The organism is Burkholderia lata (assembly GCF_000012945.1).
GTDB lineage: Bacteria > Pseudomonadota > Gammaproteobacteria > Burkholderiales > Burkholderiaceae > Burkholderia > Burkholderia lata.
The window spans coordinates 431,791-443,177 of sequence record NC_007509.1; the positions used below are offsets into that span (position 1 = coordinate 431,791).

General features: G+C 67.6%; 12 protein-coding genes. 7 read left to right on the forward strand and 5 right to left on the reverse strand.

What is annotated here, in order from left to right:
- The first annotated feature begins 5 nt into the window (after positions 1–5).
- Together BCEP18194_RS01745 and BCEP18194_RS01750 are read left to right on the forward strand one after the other, a co-directional pair.
- On the forward strand, positions 6–941 hold the full coding sequence (locus tag BCEP18194_RS01745; RefSeq protein ID WP_011349569.1) for an ornithine cyclodeaminase family protein: 936 nt from the start codon (positions 6–8) through the stop codon (positions 939–941).
- Positions 942–966: 25 nt separating this feature from the next.
- Complete coding sequence (locus BCEP18194_RS01750) at positions 967–2,418, forward strand: short-chain fatty acid transporter (RefSeq protein WP_011349570.1); 1,452 nt, start codon at positions 967–969, stop codon at positions 2,416–2,418.
- Between the two features lie 90 nt (positions 2,419–2,508).
- Here the strand turns inward: BCEP18194_RS01750 and BCEP18194_RS01755 are convergent, their stop codons facing one another.
- Positions 2,509–3,183, reverse strand: a complete 675-nt coding sequence (locus BCEP18194_RS01755; protein ID WP_011349571.1) for a TetR family transcriptional regulator — start codon at positions 3,181–3,183, stop codon at positions 2,509–2,511.
- A gap of 94 nt (positions 3,184–3,277) precedes the next feature.
- Between BCEP18194_RS01755 and BCEP18194_RS01760 the strand changes: the two genes are divergently transcribed.
- Positions 3,278–4,108, forward strand: a complete 831-nt coding sequence (locus BCEP18194_RS01760; RefSeq protein WP_011349572.1) for an NAD(P)H-binding protein — start codon at positions 3,278–3,280, stop codon at positions 4,106–4,108.
- Positions 4,105–4,590, forward strand: a complete 486-nt coding sequence (locus BCEP18194_RS01765) for a DUF1772 domain-containing protein (protein WP_011349573.1) — start codon at positions 4,105–4,107, stop codon at positions 4,588–4,590. Before BCEP18194_RS01760 ends, BCEP18194_RS01765 begins: the two co-directional genes overlap by 4 nt.
- A gap of 71 nt (positions 4,591–4,661) precedes the next feature.
- Here BCEP18194_RS01765 and BCEP18194_RS01770 read toward each other — a convergent pair whose 3' ends face one another.
- Complete coding sequence (locus BCEP18194_RS01770; RefSeq protein ID WP_011349574.1) at positions 4,662–5,462, reverse strand: AraC family transcriptional regulator; 801 nt, start codon at positions 5,460–5,462, stop codon at positions 4,662–4,664.
- Between the two features lie 90 nt (positions 5,463–5,552).
- Between BCEP18194_RS01770 and BCEP18194_RS01775 the strand changes: the two genes are divergently transcribed.
- Together BCEP18194_RS01775 and BCEP18194_RS01780 are read left to right on the forward strand one after the other, a co-directional pair.
- A complete protein-coding gene (locus tag BCEP18194_RS01775) occupies positions 5,553–6,461 on the forward strand; it encodes a DMT family transporter (protein WP_041492427.1) in 909 nt (302 codons plus the stop codon).
- 26 nt (positions 6,462–6,487) lie between these two features.
- On the forward strand, positions 6,488–7,435 hold the full coding sequence (locus BCEP18194_RS01780; RefSeq protein WP_050781562.1) for an ATP-binding protein: 948 nt from the start codon (positions 6,488–6,490) through the stop codon (positions 7,433–7,435).
- An 8-nt stretch (positions 7,436–7,443) separates the two neighbouring features.
- On the opposite strand, the gene BCEP18194_RS01785 is transcribed toward BCEP18194_RS01780, so the two are convergent.
- The 3 genes from BCEP18194_RS01785 to BCEP18194_RS01795 form a co-directional block, all read right to left on the reverse strand.
- Entirely contained in the window at positions 7,444–8,310 is an 867-nt protein-coding gene (locus BCEP18194_RS01785) for a DUF2071 domain-containing protein (RefSeq protein ID WP_011349577.1), read from the reverse strand.
- A gap of 76 nt (positions 8,311–8,386) precedes the next feature.
- Complete coding sequence (locus BCEP18194_RS01790; RefSeq protein WP_011349578.1) at positions 8,387–8,689, reverse strand: ArsR/SmtB family transcription factor; 303 nt, start codon at positions 8,687–8,689, stop codon at positions 8,387–8,389.
- A 13-nt stretch (positions 8,690–8,702) separates the two neighbouring features.
- A complete protein-coding gene (locus BCEP18194_RS01795) occupies positions 8,703–9,905 on the reverse strand; it encodes an MFS transporter (protein WP_011349579.1) in 1,203 nt (400 codons plus the stop codon).
- Positions 9,906–10,073: 168 nt separating this feature from the next.
- On the opposite strand from BCEP18194_RS01795, the gene BCEP18194_RS01800 reads away from it, so the two are divergent.
- The gene (locus BCEP18194_RS01800; protein ID WP_011349580.1) at positions 10,074–10,985 is read left to right on the forward strand and encodes a LysR family transcriptional regulator; all 912 of its coding nucleotides are present in this window, start codon (positions 10,074–10,076) and stop codon (positions 10,983–10,985) included.
- The last annotated feature ends 402 nt before the right edge of the window (positions 10,986–11,387 follow it).

Genomic DNA, 11,387 nt, shown 5'->3' on the forward strand with positions numbered 1-11,387 from the left:
TCACCATGAAATACTTTGACGCCGTGGCAACACGCGATGCGCTGGATTTTGAATCGTTGGTATCGCGCCTGAGGCAGGCGTTCGTCGACGGTTGTCACGTGCCGCTTCGCCATGCGCATGCCGTCAATGCCGGCAGTGAAGACGAGGGCACGGTTCTCATCATGCCCGCGTGGGAGGACAACGGCTATCTGGGGATCAAGACGGTCAACATCTTCCCGGGCAATGCGAGGCACGGATTACCCGGATTGCACTCGACGTACGTGCTCTATGACGGGCGGACGGGACAACCGCTGGCGCAGCTGGACGGGGACGAGATCACCTCGCGCCGCACCGCGGCCGCATCGGCACTGGCCGCGACCTATCTGGCCCGTCCGGATGCGTCGCGTCTCGTTCTGCTGGGTGCCGGACGCGTTGGCAGCCTGATTCCGCTCGCGTATCGCAGCCAGTTGCCGGTTTCGGACGTCGAAGTCTGGGACAGGAATCCGCGGGCAGTGGCCGAACTGGTCGGTCGGCTGACCGAGCTCGGCTTCAACGCGGAGCCTGTTGCCGATCTCGAGACGAGCGTTCGGCGTGCGGACATCGTTAGTTGTGCGACGCTTGCGACGGAGCCGATCGTATCCGGCAAGTGGCTCGCATCGGGATCGCATCTCGACCTGATCGGCAGCTTTACGCCGCGCATGCGCGAGGCCGACGACGATTGCTTCCGGAATGCGGAGATCTACGTCGACACGGACGAAGCCCCGCAAAAATCCGGTGATCTCCTTGGCCCGCTGTCGCGAGGCGTCATCGCGATCGACGGGTTGAATCGGACATTGTCGGCATTGTGCAAGGGCGAAGCAAAAGGCCGGCAAGACGATGGCCGGAGAACGGTGTTCAAGGCAGTCGGTACCGCGATGGAGGACCTGGCCGCTGCCATCCAGGTCTATGAAAAATCAAACTAGGGTGTTGAAGGGCAAGGAGACTACGATGAAGGATCTGATGGAAGTGCCGCACGTTGGTGCGGCGGCGACGGACCGTGAAGGGGCGCTCGAGCGGATGGCCGCCGGCGTGGCGCGCTGGTCGGAGAAGTGGTTCCCGGACGCTTATATTTTCGCCGCGATTGCCGTGGTCGTCGTGGCGGCGGGCGCGACGGCAATCGGCGCGCCAATCAGGCAGGTCGGTGTGGCGTTCGGCGACGGCTTCTGGAGTCTCATCCCGTTCACGATGCAGATGGCGATCGTTGCCATTTCGGGTTATGTCGTCGCGGTATCGCCACCCGCGTCGAAACTGATCGGCGCGCTCGCGCGCTTTCCGTCGTCCGGACGGGCGGCCGTGGCGTTCGTTGCATTCGTCAGCATCGTCGCGTCCCTGTTCAACTGGGCGATCAGCCTGATCTTCAGCGGCCTGCTGGTTCGGGCACTGGCGCGTCGCGCCGATCTCCGCATGGACTACCGGGCAGCGGGCGCGGCGGCTTATCTCGGCATGGGGGCGACGTGGGCGCTTGGATTGAGCTCGTCCGCATCGCAACTGCAAGCGAATCCGGACAGCCTGCCCAAGACGCTGCTCGCCATCTCCGGCGTCATTCCCTTCGCGGAAACCATCTTCCTGCCGCAGTCGATGTTGATGGCCGCCGTGCTGACGGTCGTGTCGCTGCTGATTGCCTGGCTGTCCGCGCCCGGCGGCACGCGTGCAAAGACGGCGGCGGAGCTCGGGATTCCGCTCGACGAGGCCCACGCGACGATCCCGCGCCCGACTCGCCCGGGTGACTGGCTCGAGTACAGCCCGCTCATCACCCTCGCGATCGTTGCGATCGGGTCGGTCTGGGTCGCGCACGAATTCACGACGAAAAACCCGATGATCGCGATTTCGAACCTGAACACGTACAACTTCCTGTTCCTGATGCTGGGCATGCTGCTGAACTGGCGACCGAGGCGATTCCTCAATGCCGTCGCGCGTGCCGTGCCATCGGTCGCAGGTGTACTGATCCAGTTTCCGTTGTACGGCGGCATCGCCTACATCCTGACCAAGGCGTCGGCGCCTGCCGGACTGCCGCTCTCCGATCATCTCGCGCATTTCTTCGTCGCGCTGTCGTCGCAATCGTCGTTTCCCGCGGTGATGGGGGCGTACTCGGCCGTCCTCGGATTCTTCGTGCCGTCCGGCGGCGGCAAGTGGATCATCGAAGCGCCCTACGTGATCGAGGCGGCAAAACTGCTGCACGTCCATCTGGGCTGGGCGGTGACGGTCTACAACGCGGCCGAGGCATTGCCGAACCTGGTCAATCCGTTCTGGATGCTGCCGCTCCTCGGTGTGCTCGGGCTGCGCGCCCGCGACATCGTGGGATTCACGTTCACGCAGCTGGCGGTGCATCTTCCGCTGGTGATTTTCATGCTCTGGGCGCTTGCGAGCACGCTCAGCTACCATCCGCCAGTCATGCCGTGACACACGTCAGGCGTGTTTGCCGCCGGCGGATTGCGTATCCGGCAGATGCGGTGCGAAGTCGGTGCCGGCCGCGTACTTCGTTTGACACGACTACGCGCCCAGTACCGACAGATCCCGCGGCAGCGCACGCTTGAACATCGCGAGGATCTGCTGCGCCGCCTTCGGCGGCAGCGTGATCGCATGGCGCACGGCCGCCGCGATCTGGATCATCATCAGCTCGGCGAACGCGCTCCGTTGCGCATGCGGCGTATCGGGTGCCACTTCGCCCAGCGCGTCCGCAAACAACCCTGCCAGAAACTCCCCGTCCGCCCGGTCGAGTGCCTGCAGCGCGCGGTCGGCCTGCGTGGCTCGCCAGATGTCGCGCATCAGCGGCTCGTCGACGAACATCCGGTAGTAGCTGTCCGTGATGCGGGCGAGCGTGGCGTGGAGATCGTCGAGCGTCTTCATCGTCGCGAGGTCGCGCCGCACGCAGACGTGCCCGGCTTCGTTGTAGCGCTCCGCAAGGGTGCCGATCACGGCCGCCTTGTCTGGGAAGTATTGGTACAGCGAACCGAACGAGATGCCCGTGCGTTCGACGATATCGCTCATCCGGAACGCGTCGCAGCCTTTCTCGATCATCACCTCCGACGCGCACGCGAGGATGCGCTCGAACCGCTCGCGGCTGCGCTGCTGCGTCGGCACCAGACGTGCACGTGCCGGCGCGTCTGCCGTGTCCGCTGCCGCGGCTCCGGGCCCGTCGTTCTGCCCCGATTTTTGTCGGCCCATGCCGCCTCCAGAAAAACTTGACGTTGCTAATGCGAGAGTCTATCGTGTTTTTGAAACGCGAGACATTCTCGTATTTTAGTCAAAGGAGACGGTCATGTCGGCACTTCCCACCCTCATCGTCGGCGGTTCGGGCAAGACGGGCGCCCGCGTCGATGCACGGCTGCGCGCGCGCGGCATCGCAACCCGGCCCGTGTCGCGCACGTCGGCCGTCCGCTTCGACTGGACGGTGCCCGAGACGTGGCCCGCCGCGCTTGAAGGCGTATCGGCCGCGTACGTGACCTACCAGCCCGACCTGGCCGTCGAAGGCGCGGTGGATGCGATCGCCGCATTCGCGCGGCTCGCGCGGGAAAGCGGCGTCGAGCGCGTGGTGCTGCTGTCCGGACGCGGCGAGCCCCGCGCGCAGGCCGCCGAGGCCGCGTTGCAGGCGTCGGGTGTTGGCTGGGGCGTGGTGCGCGCGAGCTGGTTCAACCAGAACTTCTCCGAGGGCTACCTGATCGACGGCGTGCTGGCCGGTGAAGTCGCGCTGCCGGCCGGCGCGGTGCGCGAGCCGTTCGTCGATGCGGACGACATCGCGGACGTCGCCGTGGCCGCGCTCACCGATGCGCGCTTCGCGAACCGCGTGATCGAGGTCACGGGCCCGCGCGCGCTGACGTTTGCCGAGGCGGTCGGCGAGATCGCACGGGCCGCCGGCCGGCCGGTCGTCTATCGCGAGATTCCGGCCGATGCGTTCGTTGCCGGATTGCGCGAGGTCGGCGTGCCGGAGCCGGTCGTCGCGCTGCTCGACGATCTGTTCAGCGTGGTGCTCGACGGGCGCAACAGCGCGGTGACGCACGGCATCGAAGCGACACTCGGGCGGCCGGCACGCGATTTCGCCGACTATGCGCGCGCGACAGCCGCAACCGGCGTGTGGAGCGCACGATCATGATCGCGTTCGTGACCGCCGCATTGCTGTGGGGCTCGGCCATCGGCTGCGGGTTGATGGCCGGCGTGTATTTCGCGTTCTCGACGTTCGTGATGACGTCGCTCGGACGGATCGCGCCGCAGGCCGGCGTGGCCGCCATGAACGCGATCAACGTCGAGATCGTGCGTTCGCCGTTCATGCCGCTGTTCCTCGTCACGACGCTGATGGCGCTTGCGCTGGTCGTGCTCGCGCTGTTCAATCGCGAGCAGCCGGGCGCGATGGTGGCGGTCGCGGGTGGCGCGCTGTACCTGTTCGGGATGTTCGCGGTGACGATGGCCGTCAACGTGCCGCTCAACGATGCGCTCGCCGCGGCCGATCCGGCGACCGCGCAGGGTGCGGCGCTGTGGACGCGCTATGTGCATGACTGGACGATGTGGAATCACGTGCGCACGGTGGCGTCGGCAGCCGCGTGCGTGTTTTTCATCGCGGGGATTGCGGCGCGGTAGCGGGGGGCGTCATGCGGGGTGCGCGGCCTGCCCGGGCAGCCGGTAGACGGCGATCGTGCCGCGCACGAACCCTACGCATAAAACGCCGACGGCGACACGCCGAAATGCCGCTTGAACATCGCGGAGAATGCGCTCTGGCTGCTGTAGCCATGATCCATCGCGACGGTCAGCACCTTCTCGCCATGCGCGAGGCGCTTGAGCGCGAGCAGCAGCCGCGCCTGTTCGCGCCAGCGGCGGAAGCTGAGCCCCGTCTCGCGCCGGAACGCGCGATGGAGCGTGCGGACCGACAGGCCGAGCAGGTCGGCCCACTCGGCGATCGTGCGCAGGTCGTCGGGCGCGGCGACGAGCGCGTCGCAGATCGTGCGCAGGCGCGGGTCATGCGGCCACGGCAGGTACAGCGGCAGCAGCGGCGCCACCGTCACTTCGGCGAGCAGCAGGTGCATCAGATGGTCGTGGCGCGAGCCCGGCGCATAGTCGAGCGGCACGTCGACCGCGGCGAGGATCAGCTCGCGCAGCAGCGGATGCACTTCCACGACGCAGCTTCGCGCGGGCAGGTGCTCGACCGCGCCCGGCTCGACGAACACCGTGCGCATCTGCACGTCGCCGCTCATCTGCACCGTGTGGTCGAGACCGGCCTCGAGCCACACGCCGCGCGTCGGCGGCACGACCCACGACGCGCCTTCCGACTGCACGTGCATCACGCCCTCGATCGCATAGAGCAGCTGCGCGCGGCGATGCCGGTGCGGCGCGATCGACGTGCCATGCGCGTACGTCGCCGCCATCGCCGAGACGGGCATCGGCGTCGACTCGAAGGGCAGGTGGGCACCGGGCGGGGTGGACTCGAGTGTCCGATTGGCGACAAGTCGTGACATTTTGGCGTGAGACAGGCAGTTGGTCGGGCGGGCACGATGGCGTTCCCAACTACGCCAGACCCCTGTCAGGATATTAATCCGTCAAATGCGATGAACAAGTCCCCATTTCTGTTTCCCTTCTGCGCGATCGCGCTGTGGGCCGGCAACGTGGTCGTGTCGAAGCTGTCGGCATCGACGATCGACCCGTCGGCGATCACCTTCTACCGGCTGCTGCTCGCCGTTGCGCTGATGAGCGTGTTCACGCTGCGCCCCGCGTGGCGCAATCGCGCGGCGCTCGTCGCGCACCTGCCGAAACTCGCGGTGCTCGGCTTTCTCGCGATGGCACTGTTCCAGAGCCTGTCCTACGAGGCCGCGAAAACGACCAGCGCGACCAACATGGCGATCATCACGGCGCTCGTGCCGCTGATGACGATGGCGCTCAGCTCGCTGCTGCTCGGCGATCCGCCCAGCGTCGGCATGATCGGCGGCGGGGTGCTGTCGCTCGCGGGCGTCGTCTACCTGATCGCCGAGGGGCATCCGACGACGATCGCCGCGCGCGGCGTGCATACGGGCGACCTGCTGATGCTGGCCGCGTCGGCGGCGTATGCGTTGTACGGCGTGCTGCTCAAGCGCTGGCGCATCGGTGCGCTGCCGGCATGGCAGTCGACCTACGTGCAGGCGCTCGCCGCGCTCGTGTTCATGGTGCCGATGCTGCTGCGCCTGCCCGCGCAGGCGGCGTGGCCGACGCGCGCGAGCGTGCCGCTGATCCTGTATGCCGGTGTGCTGGCGTCGGTGGTGCTGCCGTATCTGTGGATGCAGGGCGTGCGGCTGCTCGGCCCGAGCCGCTGCGCGATGTTCATGAACCTGCTGCCGGTGATGACGGCCGGCGGCGCGATCGTGCTGCTCGGTGAATCGCTGAAGCTGTATCACCTGATCGGCGGCGGCGTGGCGCTCGTCGGCGTCGCGATTGCGCAGCGGTTTCCGTTTCAGGCGAGCGCATCGCAAGGAGTGCGGCAATGAGCGGCGATCGCGACATGCAGAACCTGATGGCCGCGCTGCCGGACGCGCGTGCATCCGTCGATGGCCCGGCGCTCGCGCATCAGCTCGAACGGATCGCGACCGCGCTCGAAGCGCTGGCGGGCACCGGCCAGCCGGCGCCGGTCGATTTCGATGCGGCAGTCGCATTCCGCTGGCGCGGCTTCGACGGCGGGCCACGGACGGCGCCGCTCGAACCGGTCGCGACGCCCGCGCTCATCGCGTTCGATGCGCTGCGCAACGTCGAGCGCCAGGTGGCGATCGTCGAACGGAACACGCGGCAGTTCGTGCGCGGATTCGCGGCGAATCACGTGCTGCTGACCGGTGCGCGGGGCACCGGGAAGTCGTCGATCGTGAAGGCGTGCCTGCACGCGTTCGCGCCGCACGGGTTGCGGCTGATCGAGGTCGGCAAGGAGCAGTTGAGCGATCTGCCGGCGATCGTCGAGCTGGTGCGGGCGCGGCCCGAGCGGTATATCGTGTTCTGCGACGACCTGTCGTTCGAGGCGGGCGAGACCGGCTACAAGGAACTGAAAACGGTGCTCGACGGCTCGGTCGCGAGCGACCTGTCGAACGTGCTCGTGTACGCGACGTCCAATCGCCGCCACCTGATGCCCGAGCAGGCGAGCGACAACGCGAACGTGTCGCGTGCGGAGAACGGCGAGCTGCACCCGGGCGACGCGGTCGAGGAGAAGATCTCGTTGTCCGAGCGCTTCGGGATCTGGGTGACGTTCTACGGGTTCACGCAGGATGCGTATCTGGCTGTTGTCGAAAGCCGGCTGGGTGAAGCCGGGTTCGATGCGGAGCAGATTCGCGCGGCGCGCGAACCGGCGCTGCAGTGGGCGCTGGAACGCGGTGCGCGGTCGGGGCGGATTGCCGTGCAGTTCGTGCGGGACTACATCGGGCGGATGGCCGACGAAAGCGACACGGTTGAAAACGCACGCGAGTTGCGCACGGGTTGAGCAGGGCGCTACAACACCCGCTCCGACAACACCCTGAACGCGACATCCGGCACGACGAAGCACAGCGGTTCGCCGGTCGCGCCGATGCGCGCGAGGAACTCGCCGCCACCGACCGGCTCGACCGGTTTCAGCGGCCGAACCGCGTCGATATCGATCGGCAGGTCGATCGACGCATGCGCGAGGCGGTCGCAGTCCGCGACATGCGCGACGGCCGCGTGCTGCAGCGACAGGTAAGCGACGGCGTCGCGCCAGCTTCCAAAGAACGGCGCGAACGCCTCGGGTAGCGAGTAGTCGTCCGACAGCGCTGCCGCGCAGTGGAAATCGGGCGCGCTCCCGCTACCGCCCGACAACAGCGTTCGATAACGTCCGTCCTGTACGGCATGCGTAAAGCGCTCGGCGAGATGCGACGGCAGCGCATCGCTGAAGAGCCGGCTGCCGAGCGCATAGAGCGGGTGATCGAATACGTTCTTCACGAACAGCACCGTGCGATCGGCCGGCACGCCGCCCGGCAGCGCATCGACATAAAGCCGCCAGTTGCTCTGCAGCGGCGACGGGAACACGCGTCGCAGCGGGCCCGCGATACGCGGGCCGAAATGACGGTGCGCGTACGTGAGGATCGTGAACGGCGTGCGGCCATCGCGGCTCGCGAGCGTGACGCCGCGTGGCACCAGGTGCGCGACGGCGGCAACATCGACGAGCCACGTACAGTACACGACGTTCTCGACCTCGCTCGCGAGCTGCAGGAACGGCAGCCGCGACAGCAGCGCGCGACGTGTGCGCAGCAGCGGGCGGCTCGCGACGACCCGGTTGGCGAGGCGGCCGATGGGGCCGGCGGAAGGGTAAACGAAGGCGTTGTCCTGGAGCATGAGCGGCATTGTGCCGATGTCGCGCAGCGGGCGGAAGAGGTATCGCGGCGCCCCTGTCGAAACTGTCAGGGCCTGCCAGTGCCGGTCAGAGATCGCTGACGACCTGCGCGACGAATGCCGCGATGCCCGCGTCGTCGCGGGCGACGAAGCGCCACTGGCCGACCTGCGTCGCGACGATCAAGCCGGCCTCGCACAGCACGGCGAGGTGCGCCGACACGGTCGATTGCGACAACCCGCTGCGTGCCACGATCGACGAAAGCGGTACGCCGTGTTGCGAGCGCAGGCGCGCGGCGTTCGCCAACAACGTATCGGGCGCCTTCAGCCAGCGCAGTACATTCCGTCGAAACGGATGCGCTAGCGCCTTGTGAGCGCGGTCGACGTCGATCATGACGTGCGCCGGCTCAGTGCCGTGCCCCGCAGCGATGCACGAGCGCGGCCGCGAGCCCCGCCGCGATGCCGAACGCGACCACGCCGTGCCAGCCGAAGCGCGCCATCAGCGCACCGCTGACGATCGCGCCAATCGCGCCGCCGACGAAGGTCGCGGTCATGTAGAGGCTGTTGATGCGCCCCTGTGCCTTCGGATCGGCAGCGAACGCGCGCGTCTGGTTCGCGACCAGGCCGGCCTGCACGCCGATGTCGAGCACGACCACGCCGACCACGAGCAGCGCGAGCGAGCTGCCGGCGCCGGCGAGGATCAGATAGGAAACCGTAACGATCGCGATGCCCAGGCCGATCACACGCCGCGTGCCGATCCGGTCCGACGCCCGGCCGCCGATCGTGGCGGCCAGTGCGCCTGCCGCGCCAATGAGGCCGAAGCCGCCGGCCCACGCGCTGCCGAGATGCCACGGGCCGTCGGCGAGCAGTGCGGCGAGATTGACCCAGAACGCATTGAACGCGGCCCACAGCAGCGCCTGCACGATCATCGATTCGCGGATCGGGCGATGTGCGCGCGCCAGCGTCCACAGCGACGCGAGCAGCCGGCCATACGACAGCGTGGTGCTCGGCACGCCGCGCGGCAGCAACCACGCGGCGGCGATCCCCACCGGCACCATCGCGGCGGCTTCGACGGCATACACCGCACGCCACCCGGCGTGCGCGGCGATCAGGCCGCTGACCGCGCGGCCCAGCAGGATGCCGACCATGATGCCGGTGACGACCGTACCGACGTTGCGCCCGCGTTCATCGGGTGCGGACATCACGGCCGCGAACGGCACCAGTTGCTGCGGCACGCAGCTGACCACACCGAGCGAGAACGCGGCACCGATCAGCGCCCATACACCCGGCGCGAGTGCGGACGCCACCGCGAACGCGAAGGCCAGCACGATCTGGCCCAGCACCAGCTTGCGCCGGTCGTAGCGATCGCCGAGCGGCAGCAGCAGCGCCAGCCCGGTCGCGAAGCCGAGCAGCGCCGCGCCGGCCACGAGGTCGGCCGTCGCCGGGGCGACCTGCAGGTCCTGTGCGATCAACGGCAGGATCGGCTGCGTGCAATAGATGTTGGTCACGACCGCGCCGGCGATGGCGGCCATCGCGACGATCTTGCCGCGCGACGCGGCGGCGGGTGGCGCTGCGGCGGGTGACGCGGCGGGTGACGCGATGGGCGGCATGCCCGATGCGACAGGGAATTCGTTCACGGTAGGCTCCTTTCATGGCAATCCGCCACCGCGGGCAGCGGAGGCGGCTGGCGGGACGTGGTGAAAGAAGCGTACTGCCTTGCACTCACAAAGATAATCCACCAGAATCTGGAATCATCTTTCCGGAATTCGAGAGGCAATATGAACCGCCTGGAGTCGATGTCCCTGCTGGTGGCGGTGATCGACGCCGGCAGCATGTCGGCCGCCGCGCGCCAGCTCGGCATTCCGCTGGCGACCGTGAGCCGCAAGATCGCGGATCTCGAGTCCTACCTGAATACGCGTCTGCTGCATCGCACCACGCGGCAACTGTCGCTGACCGAGGCGGGCGAGTCGTACGTCGCCGGTTGCCGGCGCATCCTCGACGACATCGCGGAAACCGAGCGTGCCGCCACCGGCGAATATGCGGCGCCGCGCGGCGAGCTGATCGTCACCGCGCCGATCGTGTTCGGACGCCTGCATATCGTGCCGGTGCTGGCTGCGTTCCTCGCCCACTATCCCGAGATCGACGTGCGGCTGGTGCTGACCGACCGCGTCACGCACCTGATGGAAGAGCAGATCGACGTCGCACTGCGGATCGGCGAGTTGCCCGACAGCAGCTTCATGGCGACCCGCGTCGGCAGCGTGCGCCGCGTGATCTGCGCAAGCCCGGCGTATCTGGCGGCGCATGGCACCCCCACCGAACCCACCGACCTCGCGCGGCATCAATGCATCACGTTCGAGGTGCTGGCGTCGCGGCGCGCGTGGGTGTTCGGCGGCGAGAAGGGCGAGCTGACGGTGCCCGTGCATTCGCGCTTCGCGGTCAATACGGCCGAGGCGGCCATCGATGCCGCAGTGCTCGGTGTCGGGTTGATCCGCGTGCTGTCGTATCAGGTTGCGCAGGCGCTGCGCGATCGCACGCTCGACGTGGTGCTCGACGCGTTCGAATCGCAGCCGCTGCCGGTCAGCCTGGTGCACAAGGGGCAGGCGCCGATGCCGCTGAAGCTGCGCGCGTTTCTCGATTTCGTGGCGCCGCGGCTGCGCGAACGGATCGCCGGGGTGGGGGCGGGCGATTGATTGACCGGCAACGGACTCGAAGCCCGGCCGTCGTGCATTGGCCACCGCGCGACGCGCAACGCGGAGCCGAAGAAGAATGACGACGTGACGATCGAGGTCGTCGAGATTCGAAGCACGCCATCCGGTCCGTATGTACGCTTCATGCCGAGTCGATGTCGGTCCGTGATTGAACCACACCGGGCGCCTCGGTACTGCCACAGCCGGTTTTTCGATGCCGTCGGGTTCTGCGAGGGGGCGTGTGCCCTCGCAATGCGAGCATGGCCGATAACCACATTGCTTAATGAATCGACATATTGACCCGATCAAAGCTCCGATATATGGCTGAATCGTAACTAATTCGTCATACGCATCGACAAAGTAGAGAATGCGGGTGCGCAGGCCCTGGCCGGATCGCGATATCGG